Annotated in this window: 15 protein-coding genes; 9 read left to right on the plus strand and 6 right to left on the minus strand. The window is 67.9% G+C overall.

Annotated elements, in window-relative coordinates; genetic code table 11:
* Positions 1–163 precede the first annotated feature (163 nt).
* On the minus strand, positions 164–1,612 hold the full coding sequence (locus tag ACI1V7_RS18640; protein ID WP_404533260.1) for a S41 family peptidase: 1,449 nt from the start codon (positions 1,610–1,612) through the stop codon (positions 164–166).
* Positions 1,613–1,856: 244 nt separating this feature from the next.
* Here ACI1V7_RS18640 and ACI1V7_RS18645 point away from each other — a divergent pair, with 244 nt between their 5' ends.
* Complete coding sequence (locus ACI1V7_RS18645) at positions 1,857–3,509, plus strand: acid phosphatase (RefSeq protein WP_404533261.1); 1,653 nt, start codon at positions 1,857–1,859, stop codon at positions 3,507–3,509.
* Positions 3,510–3,686: 177 nt separating this feature from the next.
* On the plus strand, positions 3,687–4,412 hold the full coding sequence (locus ACI1V7_RS18650) for a DUF4142 domain-containing protein (RefSeq protein ID WP_404533262.1): 726 nt from the start codon (positions 3,687–3,689) through the stop codon (positions 4,410–4,412).
* Between the two features lie 50 nt (positions 4,413–4,462).
* Here the strand turns inward: ACI1V7_RS18650 and ACI1V7_RS18655 are convergent, their stop codons facing one another.
* Complete coding sequence (locus ACI1V7_RS18655; protein WP_404533263.1) at positions 4,463–4,993, minus strand: FMN-binding negative transcriptional regulator; 531 nt, start codon at positions 4,991–4,993, stop codon at positions 4,463–4,465.
* 102 nt (positions 4,994–5,095) lie between these two features.
* Here ACI1V7_RS18655 and pdxR point away from each other — a divergent pair, with 102 nt between their 5' ends.
* Complete coding sequence (gene pdxR, locus ACI1V7_RS18660) at positions 5,096–6,574, plus strand: MocR-like pyridoxine biosynthesis transcription factor PdxR (RefSeq protein ID WP_404533264.1); 1,479 nt, start codon at positions 5,096–5,098, stop codon at positions 6,572–6,574.
* Positions 6,575–6,593: 19 nt separating this feature from the next.
* On the opposite strand, the gene ACI1V7_RS18665 is transcribed toward pdxR, so the two are convergent.
* Positions 6,594–6,959 carry a c-type cytochrome gene (locus ACI1V7_RS18665; RefSeq protein ID WP_404533265.1) on the minus strand — a complete coding sequence of 122 codons (366 nt, stop codon included), beginning with the start codon at positions 6,957–6,959 and terminating at the stop codon, positions 6,594–6,596.
* Complete coding sequence (locus tag ACI1V7_RS18670) at positions 6,959–7,501, minus strand: c-type cytochrome (protein ID WP_404533266.1); 543 nt, start codon at positions 7,499–7,501, stop codon at positions 6,959–6,961. Before ACI1V7_RS18670 ends, ACI1V7_RS18665 begins: the two co-directional genes overlap by 1 nt.
* Before the next feature lie 94 nt (positions 7,502–7,595).
* On the opposite strand from ACI1V7_RS18670, the gene ACI1V7_RS18675 reads away from it, so the two are divergent.
* From ACI1V7_RS18675 to ACI1V7_RS18690, 4 genes are read left to right on the plus strand one after another with little or no spacing between them, the layout of a single operon-like run.
* Positions 7,596–7,988 (plus strand): c-type cytochrome, encoded by a 393-nt coding sequence (locus tag ACI1V7_RS18675; protein ID WP_404533267.1) that lies wholly within the window; start codon positions 7,596–7,598, stop codon positions 7,986–7,988.
* Positions 7,989–7,996: 8 nt separating this feature from the next.
* A complete protein-coding gene (coxB, locus tag ACI1V7_RS18680; protein WP_404533268.1) occupies positions 7,997–8,941 on the plus strand; it encodes a cytochrome c oxidase subunit II in 945 nt (314 codons plus the stop codon).
* 7 nt (positions 8,942–8,948) lie between these two features.
* On the plus strand, positions 8,949–11,456 hold the full coding sequence (gene ctaD / locus ACI1V7_RS18685) for a cytochrome c oxidase subunit I (protein ID WP_404533269.1): 2,508 nt from the start codon (positions 8,949–8,951) through the stop codon (positions 11,454–11,456).
* Between the two features lie 2 nt (positions 11,457–11,458).
* Positions 11,459–11,785: a hypothetical protein gene (locus ACI1V7_RS18690; protein WP_404533270.1), complete on the plus strand. Its 327-nt coding sequence runs from the start codon at positions 11,459–11,461 to the stop codon at positions 11,783–11,785.
* 96 nt (positions 11,786–11,881) lie between these two features.
* On the opposite strand, the gene ACI1V7_RS18695 is transcribed toward ACI1V7_RS18690, so the two are convergent.
* Both ACI1V7_RS18695 and ACI1V7_RS18700 read right to left on the minus strand, forming a co-directional pair.
* Positions 11,882–12,568, minus strand: coding sequence for a hydrolase (locus ACI1V7_RS18695; RefSeq protein ID WP_404533271.1), 687 nt, complete (start codon positions 12,566–12,568; stop codon positions 11,882–11,884).
* 141 nt (positions 12,569–12,709) lie between these two features.
* Positions 12,710–13,636 carry a LysR family transcriptional regulator gene (locus tag ACI1V7_RS18700; protein WP_404533272.1) on the minus strand — a complete coding sequence of 309 codons (927 nt, stop codon included), beginning with the start codon at positions 13,634–13,636 and terminating at the stop codon, positions 12,710–12,712.
* Between the two features lie 67 nt (positions 13,637–13,703).
* Between ACI1V7_RS18700 and ACI1V7_RS18705 the strand changes: the two genes are divergently transcribed.
* Together ACI1V7_RS18705 and ACI1V7_RS18710 are read left to right on the plus strand one after the other, a co-directional pair.
* Positions 13,704–14,075: a cupin domain-containing protein gene (locus ACI1V7_RS18705; RefSeq protein ID WP_290415585.1), complete on the plus strand. Its 372-nt coding sequence runs from the start codon at positions 13,704–13,706 to the stop codon at positions 14,073–14,075.
* Positions 14,076–14,119: 44 nt separating this feature from the next.
* Positions 14,120–15,145, plus strand: coding sequence for an alpha/beta fold hydrolase (locus ACI1V7_RS18710; RefSeq protein ID WP_404533273.1), 1,026 nt, complete (start codon positions 14,120–14,122; stop codon positions 15,143–15,145).
* The last annotated feature ends 621 nt before the right edge of the window (positions 15,146–15,766 follow it).

Here is a 15,766-nt window from a genome sequence, read left to right on the forward strand (position 1 = left end):
GGAATTGGTGCCGGTATGTTTCCCGACCGCCGGCGCCGGTAGGGCGGCTGGGCCGCCTTGTGCTCTTTTCCCTAGGAGCGATGCGTATTCTGACGGCCGAATGTGACGCCATCTTGACGCCGGCGTGACATTCGTATTACTGGGCAGTACAACGCTTCCCTCGTTACTGGGCCGCCGGCGCGGCTTTCGGCTTGCCGAACTTCAGCGCGGCGCTCCAGCGGTGCAGCAGGCCGGAGAGCCCCGTCTTGCGCTGGTCCGACGACGCCAGCAGCGTGACCGCGGCCTGCAGCGCCTTGTCGTCGCGGGTGCCGAACAGGCGGGACGGCTCGACGGGGTCGCGCGCAGCGCTGTCCGCCGTCGCCGACGCCGGACGCAGGTGGTTGGCCAGGTCGGACTCGCGCAGCAGCAGGTCGTCGCGGTCCACGCCGCGGGGCAGGACGCGCATGTCGGGCGTGATACCGTGCGCCTGGATTTCGCGGCCGTTCGGCGTGAAGTAGCGCGCGACGGTGAACTTGACGGCATCGTCCTGGCCCAGCGGGATCACGGACTGGATCGAGCCCTTGCCGAAGGTCTGGGTGCCGATCACGGTGGCGCGGTGCTGGTCCTGCAGCGCACCCGTCACCAGTTCCGCGGCCGACGCCGAGGCGCCGTTGACCAGCACCGCGAGCGGCACGGTGCGCGTCCAGGCGGGCAGGCCGGCCAGCACGTCCGGCTCGCCGGGGCCTCGGTAGAAGCGCTGGTCGACGGTGACGACGGCATTGGCGCCGTCCTCGCGGCCGCGCGCCGAGAACAGCACGGTGCCGGGCGGCAGGAAGGCGCCGGCGACGGCCACGCCGGCCGCCACTAGGCCGCCCGGGTCGTTGCGCAGGTCGAGGATCAGGCCGCGCGGCGGCTCCTTGCCATCCAGCTTGCGCAGCGCGGCCGCCAGGTCGGCCCCGGTGGCGCCGCCGAATTCGGAAATCCGGATCCACGCCACGCCGCTTCCCGCCATGCGCGTCTGGACCGTGGCATTGTGCAGTTCCTCGCGCGCGATGCGCAGCGTCGTGAGCTTGTTGCCGAAGTGGCCCGCGTGGGTCACGCCGAGCGTGACCACGGTGCCGGGAACGCCGCGCATGCGCCGGCCCACTTCCTCGGTCGACATGCCGGCCACGGCGGTGCCGTCGACGGAGACGATGACGTCGTTCGGGACCAGGCCGGCGCGCGCGGCCGGCGAGCCGTCGCTGGTCGAGACGATGCGCAGTTCGTCCTGGTGCTCCTCGACCTCGACGCCGATGCCGACGTATTCGCCGGTGTTCTCGCGCTGGATGTCGAGCATGGCGTCCTTGTCGAGATAGCTCGAATGCGGGTCGAGCGAGGCCAGCATGCCGGCCAGCGCGCCGTCGAACAGCTTCTTGTCGTCGGCCTGGCCCACGTAGTTCTGCTTGATCAGCGCATAGGCGGCCAGCAGCTTTTCCACTTCGGCCTGGGGCAGGACCAGCTGGTCCTGCGTCTGTACGGGAGGGCGGGCCGCATCGGCCGCATTGGCCGCATCGGCGGGAGCGGCATGGGCCAGGCTGGCCGTGCCGACGAGGGCGGCGAGCGCGAGCGCGCGGGAGACGAAGGTTGGCGTCATGGGAATTCCTCTTTCTTGCATCTGTTCTGGCTGGCGCCATTCTGGCGCATTGTCGTGTCGATCGGCGGCGGGGGCGCCGTAAATCCATGTAAAACCCTGGGATGTCATGACGGCGTGCATGCCGCCCCGGCTTATTGCAGCAATGTTATCCCATCCATATTGCTCCACTTTTTCCCTTTTCCAACTAGTCGAAAGAACAGATAATCGTTCCTTTGCGGCAGCGTTCGCCGCGACAGGAGATGCCATGCAAGACCACGACCAGCCCGCGAGCCCCTCGCGCCGCAAGATCTTCCAGGCCGCCGCCGCCGTCGGCCTGACGTCCGCCACGCTGACGCCGGCCCAGGCCGCCGACAAGGCGTCCGCCAAGGCAGCGACGAAGCCGGCCGCCGGCTCGCTCGACGCCAAGCTCAAGGCGAATGTGAAGAACGTGGTCGTGATCTACCTGGAGAACCGCAGCTTCAACAACCTGTTCGCGGACTTCCCGGGCCTCGCGCAACCGCTGTCGGCGCTGCCGTCCGCCGCCGCCGTGCAGAAGGACCGCGACGGTTCGCCGCTGCCGGAACTGCCGAAGATCTGGGGCGGCATGGTGCCGTCGCGCCAGAACATCGGGGGCAAGGATTACATCGTCAAGGAAGACGACATCCAGCACCTGCCGAACGGCCCGTTCAAGCTGCAGGACACGGACGGCAAGCCGCTGCCGGAAGGCCTCGTCACGCGCGACCTGGTGCACGCGTTCTACCATAACCAGATGCAGATCAACGGCGGCAAGAACGATGGCTTCGTCGCCTGGGGAGACAGCGGCGCGCTGGTGATGGGCCGCTACGGCGAAACGGACAAGCACCTGGGCCTGTGGCAGATCGCGCGCGAATTCACGCTGTGCGATAACTTCTTCATGGCGGCCTTCGGCGGCTCCTACCTGAACCACCAGTTCCTGATCAGCGGCCGCGTGCCGGAGTATTTCAATGCGGCGCAGACGCCGGCCAAGCGCAAGATCGCCGTCACGGAAGACGGGCCGACCGGCACGCGCCTGGCCGTGGCGCCCGATTCGCCCAAATCGGCGCTGGAAGGCAAGCCGAAATTCGTCAACAACGGCGCGATCACGCCGGACGGCTATGCGGTCAATACGATGGCGCCGCCGTACCAGCCGAGCTGGGTGCGTCCGGCACCGGGTGGCGACAAGGACCACGCCGATCCGCAGGACCCGTCCACGCTGCCGCCGCAGACCTACGACACCATCGGCGACCTGCTGAGCAGGAAAGGCGTCGACTGGGCCTGGTACGGCGGAGCCTGGCAGGCGGCCCTGGACGGCCGCGGCGAAGGCACGCGCCCGAACTTCCAGTTCCACCACCAGCCTTTCAATTACTTCAAGCAGTTCGGCCCCGGCACCGAGGCGCGCACCAGGCACCTGCGCGACGGCGGCCTGGGTGACAGCCCGATCTCGAACCGCTTCATCGCCGACGCCGTCGCCGGCAAGCTGCCGCCCGTCGCCTTCTACAAGCCGCAGGGCAACCTGAACCTGCATGCGGGCTACTCGGACATCGAGTCGGGCGACGCCCACGTGGCCAACGTGATCGAGCACCTCAAGAAGTCGCCGCAGTGGAAGAACATGGTCGTCGTCATCACCTTCGACGAGAACGGCGGCTGGTGGGACCACGTGGCACCGCCCAAGGGCGACCGCTGGGGTCCGGGCTCGCGCATCCCGGCGATCATCGTGTCACCGTATGCGAAGAAGGGCGCCGTCGACCACAATTTCTACGACACGACGTCGATCATCCGCTTCATCTCGCGCCTGCACGACCTGCCGCCGCTGGAGGGACCGGCGGCGCGCACGGCCGCCTTTGCCGCGCGCGGCGAGCGCGGACCGGGCGACCTGACGGGCGCGCTGAGCTTCCGATGAGCTAACGATGAGCTTCCTCTGAAGCGGCTTCTGGCAGAAATAATTTCCTTCTGGCTAACGTGCGCTGTACGGTAAAACGCGGCGATACACTGGCTCACGTCGTTGTCAATCGAACACGAAGTGGCCATGTGCATCGTCGATGCGCGGTCCACGCCCCCTTAGACCAGGAGAATCAACATGCAGAAGAATAAATCCTTGAAAGCCCTGCTGGCCGTGTTGGCCGTGGCCGCCATGTTCAGCGCCGTCGGCGTGCAAGCGCAGACCACCCCGAGCGTCGCCCAGACCGGCACCCAGAGCCAGGGCAAGGCCAATACCTCGGGCAAGACCGTCACCGACGGCACCATCGACAACAGCAACAGCGCGGGCATGGAAAACCGCAGCCAGGCAGCCGGCGCCAGCGGCGCAGCGGGCCAGACCGCGGCCGGCGGCGCCGCCACCGGTGCCAAGCTGAGCTCGGGCGACCAGCAGATCCTGAAGGACATGGCGATCGCCAATATGTCCGAGATCGAAGGCGGCAAGCTGGCCCAGAGCAAGGGCCAGAGCGCCGAGGTGAAGGCCTTCGGCCAGCAGATGATCGACGACCACACCCAGAACCTGAACGAAGTGAAGACCCTGGCCCAGGCGCGCGGCGTGACGCTGCCGACCGAGCCGGACGCCAAGCACAAGGCCATGGCCGCCAAGCTGGAAAAGATGAGCGGCGACGCCTTCGACAAGGCCTACATGAAGCAGGCCGGCGTCCAGGACCACAAGACCGTCCACGCCAAGCTGGTCTCCGCTTCCAAGAAAGCCAAGGATCCGGAAGTGAAGGCCCTGGTCGACAAGACCGAGCCGGTCGTCGCCCAGCACCTGAAGTCGGCCGAGCAGATGCCGTCGGCCAAGTCGGGCACCGCATCGGGCAAGTAATCGCCCGGTCGTAGCGGTAGGGTGGGCACCACGTGCCCACCTTGCCCGCTTCACCGCCCCATCTTGAATTTCCCCGCGATCCTCTCGATCGCGATCTCGATCCCCACCGTCGCCCGCAACAGCTTGTCGATGTAGTCGCGCGGCGCGTCCTCGATCCGCCATCCGGCCTGCGCGTCCTCGCGCCGCAGCGTCGCCGCCTGCATGTGCGCCATGATCCAGTCGCCATCGTCCACCACGCGCAACCTGCCATGCACGTGCACGACTTCGTAGTTCCAGGTCGGCACGGCGCGTCCGCCGCGCGCGGCGAGATCGTAGGAGCGCGGCGACACATAGTCCGAGGCGCCGCGGAACAGCACCATCACCGCCATGCCATCCTGCCGCGCCAGCGGATTGGCGCGCGCCACGTGGGCCCGCAGGCTGCCCCGGGGTGCGGCGGAGGCGGGCGGCACCAGCTGGAAGGGCAGGTGGTCGGCATCGAGGCCGTCGCCGTCCATGCGCACCAGCGTGCCGAGCGGATGGCGGTCGATCAGCGCATGCAGCGCTTCGTTGCGGGTCTCGGCATACTGGGCAGGCACATACATCGGCGGTTCTCCTTGTGATGGCCCTGCATGCTAGCGCCGGCAATGGCTTGCTCAAACAGCCAATCGGGGCGAAGATGAGCGGTCCAATTCCTGCGCCGACCGATGCACGTCCACGACATCCTTGCCGCCGCGCCCCTCGAGCGCGGCGGGACCACGCCACTGTTCCGCCAGCTGTACGCGCACCTGAAGGAAGCCATCCTCGACGGCCGCATCGAGGCATCCGTGCGCCTGCCGGCCACGCGCGCGCTATGCACGCTGCTGGACGTGTCGCGCCAGACGGTGCAGGCCGCGTACGAACAGCTCATGGCCGAAGGCTACCTGGAGGGGGCGGTGGGCAAGGGCACGTTCGTCAGCGCCTCGCTGCCGGTCGCGCGCGCGGAGCAGGATGCCGCGCCGGTCGCGCAGGCGATGCGTCCGCTGTCGCCGCGCGGCGAGGCGATGGCGTCCGGCATGGCGCGCGTGCGCCACCACGACGGGCCCTTGCGCGCCTTCCGCGTCAGCATGCCAGGACTGGACCTGTTCCCCTTCGACACCTGGCGCAAGCTGGAAGCGCGCCATTGGCGCCATTCGACGGCGCGCCTGGGCTACGGCGACAGCGGGGCCGGGCTGCCGGCCCTGCGCAAGCTGCTGTGCGCCTACCTGAAGGCGTCGCGCGGCGTGCGCTGCACGCCGGACCAGGTGGTGATCACGGCCGGATCGCAGCAGGCCCTGTACCTGCTGGCGCACCTGCTGCTGGCGCCCGGCGACGCCGCCTGGATCGAATCGCCCGGCTACCAGGGCGCGGTGGCGCCGTTCGTCGCGGCCGGCGCGCGCGTCTGCCCTGTGCCCGTCGACGCCGAGGGAATGGACGTGGCCCACGCGGCCTCGCGCTTCCCCGACGCGAGGCTGGCCTTCGCCACGCCGTCGCACCAGCTTCCGTTGGGCGTCACCATGAGCCTGCGGCGCCGCCTCGAACTGCTGCGCTGGGCCGAACGGCAGCGCGCCTGGATCGTGGAGGACGACTACGACAGCGAGTACCGCTACACGGGACCGCCACTCGCGTCGCTGCAAAGCCTGGACCGCAGCGGCTGCGTGGTCTACGTCGGCACGCTGTCGAAGGTGATGTTCCCCGGACTGCGCCTGGGCTACGTGGTGGCACCACTAGCGCTGGCCGGACCCCTGGCGCGCGCCCGGGCTCTGGTCGACCGCCAGGGGCCGTTCGTGGCGCAGGCGGCGCTGGCCGACTTCATCGCCCAGGGCCACTTCGCGCGCCATGTCCGGCGCACGCGCGAAGCGTACGGCGAACGGCGCGAAGCCCTGCTCGACGCGCTGCAGGCGCGCCTGGCGGGGCGGCTGCGTTGCGGGCCGTCGGATGCGGGCCTGGACCTGTGCGTGCACTTCGACGGCGACGACGACGAGGACGCCGTGGCGCGCCGCGCCCGCGACGCCGGCATCGACCTGCGCACGCTGGGCTACTACGCGAATCCGGACGCCGGCGCGGCGTGCAGGGTGGACCCGGGCCTGGTGCTGGGCTTCTCGGCCTTCCGTCCGGACGAGATCCGCGCCGGGGTGCGCACGCTCGAACAGGTGCTCGTCGGCTGAGTACTCATCGGCTGAGCACTCATCGGCTAAGTAGATAGGCGCTCATGTCCCGCGCATCCCGTTCGCTCACGCCCATGTTCGGCATCGCCGTGTGCGGGTCGATCGCTTGTGGATCGCGGATCCAGCGCACCAGGTTGGCCTGGTCGTTCGGCAGCGAGCCGGCGATGAAGCGGCGCTTGGCCAGGTCGTCGAGCGGGCGCCCGACGTAGATCTTCGAGCCCGTCACGCCGGGGATGATGTGGCAGGCCTGGCAGGCGTACTGGCTCAGCGCCAGCTTGCCGCGCTCCGGGTCGCCCAGCACGCCGGCCGGCGGCCGGCCGCTGTTGCCACAGCCGGCCAGTAGCGCCAGGACGACGCCGGTGAGCGCAGCGGTCGCGGCGCGCATCACCGCTGCACCTCGTGCGCCGTGATGGCGCGGTAGTCCTGCGCGCTCATCTCGGGCAACTGCCGGATGAAAGCCACCGTGGCCCAGATGTCGGCGTCGCTCAGGTGGAATTCCCAGGCCGGCATGCCGCTCATCTTGATGCCGTGGCGCGTGATCCAGTAGATCTCGCGTTCCTTCCAGTTCAACGTCGCGTCGATCAGCGGACCGGGCACCGGCTGCATGCTCATGCCGATCGAGGATTGCGCGAAGCCGGGACCGCCGTGGCATTGGGCGCAATGGTCGCGGTAGACCGCGGCGCCGCGCCGCACTTGCTCCGGCGCGCCCAGCGGCGGCACGGCGATGTCGCGCGCGTTGCGCCGCACCGAGTACTGCATGCCTTTTTCCAGCACGCTGTAGACGGTCTGGAAGTGGTGCTTGGTCGCGCCCACGTAATACCAGCCGCCGTAGAACACGGCCGCGCCGCCCGCTGCCGCGATGCAGCCTGCCGCCAGCAGCGTCAATACGATGGTCTTGAGGATCAGTCGCGTGCGGTTCGAGGGCATCGTCGGGGTGGCCGGATTGGCGAATCGTATCGTGTTAAAAAAATGTCATGGTGTCCGGTATTATAAAAGTCCTCCGCATATCGTGAATTCAACCGTGCCCATCGCCGCCCGCCCGTCCGCCGTTCGTGCTTCCGCCTGTCTCGCCCTGGCATCCCTGGCCTTGCTGTCCGCCTGCGCCGACGAGGGCAAGCCCGTGCGCGTGGAAGGCGGCGACGCGGCCGTGGGCAAGCGCCTGGTCGCGCAATACCAGTGCGGCGCCTGCCATGCGATCCCCGGCATTCCCGGCGCGACGGGCGATGCCGGCCCCGCGCTTGCCACCATCGGGCGCCTGAGCTACATCGCCGGCGGCATCCCCAACGACCCCGCGCAGATGGTCGCCTTCCTGCGCGATCCGCCGGCCCACAAGCCCGGCACGTCGATGCCGGCGCTGGGCCTGACGGAGCAGGAGGCGCGCCACATGGCGGCCTACCTGTACACGTTGCGATGATGGGGCCAATGACGGAAAAGACGGGTGAGGGCACGCTGCAGTCGGTGCTGCATCCGGCCGGCTGGGACGCCACCGTCATCAGCCAGTTCGCCTGGGTGATGTTCGGCGCGGGCACGCTGATCTTCGTCGCCGTCATGGCGCTGCTGGCCTTGAGCCTGCGCCGCCACGAGCGTCCCGTGCGCCCCGCGCTGTGGATCGCCGGCGCCGGCGTCGCCTTCCCCATCGTCGTCCTGAGCGCGCTGCTGGTGTGGAGCACCTGGCGCAGCGGCCAGCTGGCGCCGCAGAGTTCCAGCCAGGCCCTGACCATTTCCATCACGGCCAAGATGTGGTGGTGGGACGTGCGCTACCGCGACCCCGAGAGCGGGCGCGAGATCGCCACCGCCAACGAGATCCACGTGCCGGTCGGGCAAAGCGTGTACCTGGGCCTGAACGCGGCCGACGTGATCCACAGCCTGTGGGTGCCGTCGCTGGCGGGCAAGCGCGACATGATTCCCGGCCGCGTCACGGGCCTGACGATCCGCGCCGACAAGCCCGGCATCTACCGCGGCCAGTGCGCCGAGTACTGCGGCGCCCAGCATGCGCGCATGGCGCTGCAGGTGATCGCGCTGCCGCCGGACGAATTCAAGGCCTGGCTGGCACGCCAGGCGCAGCCGGCCGTCGCGCCGGCGTCCAGCCTGCAGGAGCGGGGCCGCGCCGTCTTCCTGGAACAGCGCTGCCAGTCCTGCCACACGATCCGCGGCGTGGCCGAGAAGGCGCACCTCGGACCGGACCTGACCCACGTCGGCAACCGCAAGCAGATTGGCGCCGGCGTCCTGCGCACCCACGAAGGCACGCTGGCCGGCTGGATCGCCGACCCGCAGGCCGTCAAGCCGGGCGTGTTCATGCCGGCCGCATCAGGCCTCGACGGCGAGTCGCTGCGCGCGCTGGCCGCCTATCTCGCGCACCTGGAATGAAGCCCCGATGACGAACCGGAACGACCTCCCCAATTCCTCCCCCCGCCCGCCGGGCGAGCTGGAGCGCCTGGAAGACGTATGGCGCACGCCCTCGGGCTGGCGCTTCTTCAAGAGCGTCAACAATACCAATATCGGGCTGCTCTACATCGGCACGGCGCTGCTGTTCTTCGTGCTGGCCGGCGTGCTGGGCCTGCTGATCCGCCTGCAGCTTGCCGTGCCGGAGAACGGCTTCCTGGCCGTGGGCACCTACAACCAGGTGTTCACCATGCACGGCACGGTGATGATGTTCCTGTTCGCGATCCCCGTCGTGGAAGCGCTGGCCGTGTACCTGCTGCCGAACATGCTGGGCGCGCGCGACCTGCCGTTCCCGCGCCTGTCCGCCTATGCCTACTGGGCCTATGCGATCGGCGGCCTGGCCTTCTTCTGCACGCTGTTCGTGGGCCTGGCGCCGGACGGCGGCTGGTTCATGTACCCGCCGCTGACGGGATTGCAGTATTCGCCGGACATGAACGCCGACTTCTGGCTGCTGGGGATCGGCTTCATCGAGATCTCGGCGATCGCCGGCGCCATCGAGCTGATCGTCGGCATCCTGTTCACGCGAGCGCCCGGCATGACGCTGGCACGCATGCCCGTGTATGCCTGGGCCATGCTGGTGGTGGGCCTGATGATCGTGTTCGCCTTCCCCGCCGTGATTGCCGGCACGGCGCTGCTGGAGATGGAGCGCGCGCTCGACTGGCCGTTCTTCATCGCCGACCGCGGCGGCGACCCGCTGCTGTGGCAGCACCTGTTCTGGTTCTTCGGCCATCCCGAGGTCTACATCATCTTCCTGCCCGCCGCGGGCATGGTCTCGACCATGATCCCCACCATCGCCCGCACGCCGCTGGTGGGCCGCAGGGCGATCATCGCCGCGCTGCTGGGCGTGGGCGTGTTCAGCTTCGGCCTGTGGGCGCACCACATGTTCACGGCCGGCCTGGGCGTGATGGAGATGGGCTTCATCTCGGCCGCCAGCATGGCCGTCGCCGTGCCGACGGCGATCCAGGTGTTCGCCTGGATCGCCACGCTGTGGAAGGGCAAGGTGCAGGCCGGGGCGCCCACGCTGTTCCTGCTCGGCTTCATGTTCATCTTCGTGCTGGGCGGCCTGACCGGCGTGATGGTCGCCGTCATCCCGTTCGACTGGCAGGTGCACGACACCTATTTCATCGTCGCCCACCTGCACTACGTGCTGATCGGCGGGATGGTGTTCCCCGTGTTCGCGGCGATGTACTACTGGCTGCCCCTCATCAACGGCAATCGCCTGTCCGAGCGGCTGGCGCGCTGGGTATTCGGCCTGATGTTCGTCGGCTTCAATACTGCCTTCTTCCCCATGCACATCACGGGCCTCCTGGGTATGCCGCGCCGCGTCTACACCTATCCGGCGGACATGGGCTGGAACGGCTTGAACATGCTGTCGACGGTCGGCGCCTTCCTGTTCGCGCTGGGCGTCGTGCTGTTCGCCGCCGACGTCGTGCGCACGCTGCGCCGGCCGACGAAGGAGGTCGGCAATCCGTGGAATGCGTCGACGCTGGAATGGCTGACGTCCGAGGACTACGGCAACCGCAGCATCCCGCGGATCGCGAGCACGAATCCGCTGTGGGACCAGCCGACGCTGTCGCAGGAAGTGGACGAGGGCCGCCACTACCTGCCGAACACGGCCACCGGCAAGCGCGAGACCATCGCCACCAGCCCCATTGCCGCCAGGCCGACCTACCTGATGATCCTGCAGGGCGACAGCTGGCTGCCGCCGCTGGCCGCGGCCGGCACCGCCGCCTTCTTCCTGCTGCTGACGATGAAGCTGACGATTGCCGCCTGGATCGGCGGCATCGTCGCCATCGTGGCCGTGGTCTGCTGGCTGTGGCAATCGGACCGCGCCGCGCCGCAGCGCAGCGTGCAGATCGGCGAAGGGGAGACGCTGCCCGTGGGCGCCGTCAAGACGGGATCACACTCCTGGTGGGGCACGATGATCATGCTGGTCGTTGACGGCAGCATCTTCGCCTCGTTCGGCTTCGCCTACATCCACGTGTCGATGCGCCTGCAGGTGTGCCCGCCGCCCGGCGCGTCGCTACCGCCGCTGTCGTGGGCGCTGGCTTCAAGCGGCCTGCTGGCGCTGGGTTCCGTGCTGGTCTGGCTGGCCACGCGCGCCCTCGGCAAGCGCAGGCTGCCGTGGCTGGCGCTGGCGGCACTGGCGTGCACCTGCGCCGCGTTCGGCATCGACATGGAAGGCTTCCGCCAGGCGGGCCTGGACGGCAGCAGCAGCGCCTGGGCCGCCGCCATCTCGGCCATGCTCGGCTACCAGGGCCTGCACATCGCCGTGCTGCTGATCGTCGGTCCCTACCTGGCGCTGCGCGCCTGGCGCGGCCACCTGTCCGACCACAGCCGCGCCACGCTCGACAACAGCGCGCTGATCTGGCACTACACGACGCTGCAGGGCATCGCCATGTCGACGCTCATCCGCGTGATGCCCTTGCTGATGGAGTGACCATGAACGAACGGTTCTTCCCGCGCACGCTGCGCGCCACGCTGCCGCTGATCGTCTGGATCGTGTATTTCGCCTTCACGTATGCGACGGCGGCCGCCCAGTGCAGCCCGGGCGGGCTGCGGCCCGAAGGGCCGGATCGCCTGCTGCTGGGCGGCGTCACCATCGTGGCGCTGGCCATCTGCGCCTGGCTGGCCTGGGGCGCGCGCACCGTGCCGAACAGCCCGCACGCGGGACTGCTCGACTGGACGCGGCTCGTGCTGGCCGTGCTGGCGCTGGTGGCGATCGCGTGGAATGGGGTGCCGCTGCTGCTGACGGCCGGCTGCGCCTAGGCACCGTCGTCCCGGCGCAGGCCGGGACCCAATTTCTCGTTGCAGGCCGGCTGCGCCAAGGTCTTGGGCCCCGGCCTCCGCCGGGGCGACGGCGCGTCAGTTGGCCGCCACGGGCGCCAGCACTTCGTGCTCGCTGCGGTTGCGCGCCGGCGCCTTGTGCACCATCGTGTAGGCATAGTCCACGCCCATGCCGTAGGCGCCCGAGTGTTCCCTGACGATGTCCATGACGGCGTCGTAGGTCTCGCGGTTCTTCCAGTCGCGCTGCCATTCCAGCAGCACCTGCTGCCAGGTGACGGGGACGACGCCGGCCTGCACCATGCGCTGCATCGCGAAGTCGTGCGCTTCCTTCGAGGTGCCGCCCGAGGCGTCGGCCACCATGTAGATCTCGTAGTCGCCTTCCAGCATCGCGCACAAAGCGAAGGTGGTGTTGCAGACTTCGGTCCAGAGGCCGGCGACGACGACTTTCTTGCGGCCGTTGGCCTTCAGGGCGTCGCGCACCTTCTGGTCGTCCCAGGAGTTCATCGAGGTGCGCTCGAGGATCGGCTGGCCCGGGAACACGTCCAGGATTTCGGGGTAGGTCTTGCCCGAGAACGAGTCCGTTTCGACGGTGGTGATGATGGTCGGGATGTCGAAGGCCTTGGCCGCCTTGGCCAGGCCGACGACGTTGTTCTTCAGGGTCTGGCGGTCGATCGACTGGACGCCGAATGCCATCTGCGGCTGGTGGTCGATGATGATCAGTTGCGCGTTTTCCGGGGTCAGGACTTCGAGTTTGGCGTTTTGCATGATGTTCTCCCTGTCATAGTGGTCAAGTTATGCATCGAATCTTTCGAAGGCTTGCTTTGTTGCGCTTGCCTTGTGTTCGCTGCGATGGAGACATTATGCGAGGCTGCAGGAGAATTAAAAAACGAGTAATTTAATGTTTTATCATCGATTTTTTCGAATGTCCTGGTCGGTGGCTTCACGGGCCCTGTCGAGGAAGGCGCGTACCTGCGGCGCGAGCCAGCGCGCGGCCGAATACAGCAGGTGAACGTCCAGCGGCGCCGGCCGGTGCGCCGCCAGCACTTCCACCAGGCGGCCCGCCTCCAGCTCCGCCTGTACCAGCAGCAGCGGCGCCTGGATCAGGCCGAAGCCGGCCAGCGCGGCCTGCACCAGCGCCTGGCCCTCGTCGACCACTGTGTGCGCCTGCCACGTGACGGCGCCGGGCACCAGTTCGACGGGACGCGGTCGGCCGCTCTCGGGCAGGCGGAACAGGATGCCCTCGTGCGCCGCCAGGTCGTCCGGCGTCGCCGGCGTGCCGACCCTGTCGAGATAGGCGGGTGCCGCGCACATGACCAGCGGCGTGGCGCCCAGCGCCAGCGCGCGCACGCTGCTGTCCTTCAGGTGGCCGAAGCGCAGCGCGACGTCGTTGCGGTCGCGTACCAGGTCGCTGTGCTGGTCGCTCACATTCAGGCGTATCTGCACCTTTGGATAAGCGGCGCGGTAGCGCGCCAGCAGCGGCACCAGCCAGGGCAGGGTGCCGGAGGGGATCGCGAGCGCCAGCTGGCCCGCCACCTCGTCCGGCGCGGCGAGGCGCTGCTGCAGGCCGTCGAGGCGCTCGATCAGCTCGGAATAGGCTTCGTAAGCCTGTAGCCCCCGTTCCGTCGGGGCCAGGTGGCGGTTGTCGCGCGCCAGCAGCTGCACGCCCAGTTCCGCCTCCAGGCGTGCGATGTTCTTGCTGACCGCCGACGGCGTCAGCCCGAGCTGGCGCGCCGCGCTCGTGATGCCGCCCGTACGTACCGTCTGTACGAAAGAGCGTTGCTTGACCAGCTCCTGGTTGCTGCCGTTGAGTTTATGTCCAGTTGGTTGTGCCATGCCGTGCCGTTTCTTCTTTGGGCGACCATCCGCATAATCCTTCCCATCATCGCAATGGAGAACTCCCATGGAAGTACGCAATGTCGCCACCATTCCTGCCCTCGCGCTGCCTGGCCTGACGCACCAGACGCTCGCTTCCCGCGCCAATGGTATCGGCGCCTTCGAAGTATGGCAGCAATCGCTGGGCCCCGGTGCCGCGACCCCCTTGCACCGTCACGACTGCGAGGAAGTCATCGTGTTCACGGGCGGCACCGGCGTCATGCACCATGCCGGCACCGAGACGCCGATCACCGCAGGCACCGTGTTGCTGTGCCAGCCGAACGAGCTGCACCAGATCGTCAATACGGGCAGCGAGCCCCTGACCCTGTACGGCATCCTGTCCGTGTCACCTGTCCCTGTGGTGGATGGCGACGGCCAGCCGATCGCGCTACCCTGGTAATCCAGCCGCGCCGGCGGCATCGAATCGGAAAGCATCGTCAGATCGTGAGAACCAACGTCATCGCATTCGCAGCCTGCGCGGCGGTCACCGCCGCGCTGTCGTCCACTCCCTCAGCGCTCGCCGCCGCGCTGTCGTCCAATCCCTCGGCGCTCGCCGCCGCATTGTCATCCGGCCCCTCGGCAGGTGCCGCGTCCGAGGACTTGCGCGCCAGGACGTCCGCGGGCGACCATGTCGCGAAGCTCGACGGCGTCGAACTTCACTACCGCATCGAGGGACACGGCCCGCTGGTCGTGGTCCAGGCGCCGGGCTGGGGCATCGGCACCGAATACCTGGAAAAGGGACTGGCGCCGCTGCGCGAGCATTTCACCGTATTGACCTATGACCCGCGCGGCACCGGTCAATCGACGCCGGTGAGCCGGTCCGCGCACGTCACCAACGGCGACCTGGCCGGCGATCTCGAACGGCTGCGCGCCTACCTCGGCCTGGACGCGATGGACCTGGTGGCCCATTCGAACGGCAGCGCCATCGCCATCGTGTATGCAGAGACGCATCCAGAGCATGTGCGCAAGCTGGTGCTGGTTGGTTCCCAGTTGCTGGGCTACCAGGGCGGCTGGGGCCCGGACGGCAAGGCAGAAAACGAGCGGCGCGACGCCGACCCGCGCTTCGCCGCCTACGCCAAGCTGATGCGCGCACCCGCGGCAAAGGACGACGCGGGATTCACGCGCCAGTTCAAGGATTACGCGGGCTACTTCTTCTACGACCCGGCCAGGGACGTGCCGAAGCTGCTGGCCGTCATGACGCAGCCGATGAGCGCGGCGATGAGCAAGGCATTCGAGGAAAGCCCGCCGGCCAAGGATGCGCCGCCGCTGGACGACCTGAAGAAGATCACGGCCAGGACCCTGGTCGTGGACGGCCGCCAGGACCCGGTCTGCCCGCTGGCCGAGTCGGAAGCGATCCAGGCCGGCATTCCCCGGGCCGAGATCGTGGCCATCGACCATGCCGGGCATTTCCCCTGGATCGAGCAGCCTGAGGCGTTCTTCGCGCCCGTCATCCGGTTCCTGCGGTCCTGAGCGGCGGCGCTGCCGGGGTAGAGGTGAACGAACGATCACGTTCGCGGTCTACCGGTCTTGCAAGCACTGGCGACGTCCGCGTTCGACCCGAAGCGGACGTCGCCTGCCTTGAGAGGCAACGTGTAGCGAATATTGTTTCGTCCCGCAATTTCTTATACAAGCTCAGCGTGCAGACGACGGAGAACTGCGTCGCCTGCGTCTGAATTTGAAAGCAGATAGCTACCGCTCCAGTTGTCCCACCCTGCCGAAATCTCGAGTCCGGCCCGTAAGAAGGAAGGACTTATACCTTCGTCGAGTCCAACGACGGTGCCTCCCTGTCTTGAAAACCCGAGTTCTTTTTCAAGTTTGGTGCATACCTGCTGGTATGCCACGGAATCGTAATCGCCAAAGTCGAGAGTTAGGTGTCCGTTAGCGGCGATCGACAAGGATGGGTTCATAGTGATGCGTTTATGGCTGAGTTCAGACATCAATCCGTTCTTGACTTGGGTCCGCTTCTATCCGGTAGCGAACGGTGGTCATGGTGAGCTCAGTATACGACGTTGTTGCTATCCGGACAGCTACCGAGCGCCAGCAGACTAGGGATTTGAGAGATTTCATTGTGTGGCGCGACGCGAACTCGAT

Source organism: Massilia paldalensis, assembly GCF_044901715.1.
Taxonomy (GTDB): domain Bacteria; phylum Pseudomonadota; class Gammaproteobacteria; order Burkholderiales; family Burkholderiaceae_D; genus Telluria; species Telluria paldalensis.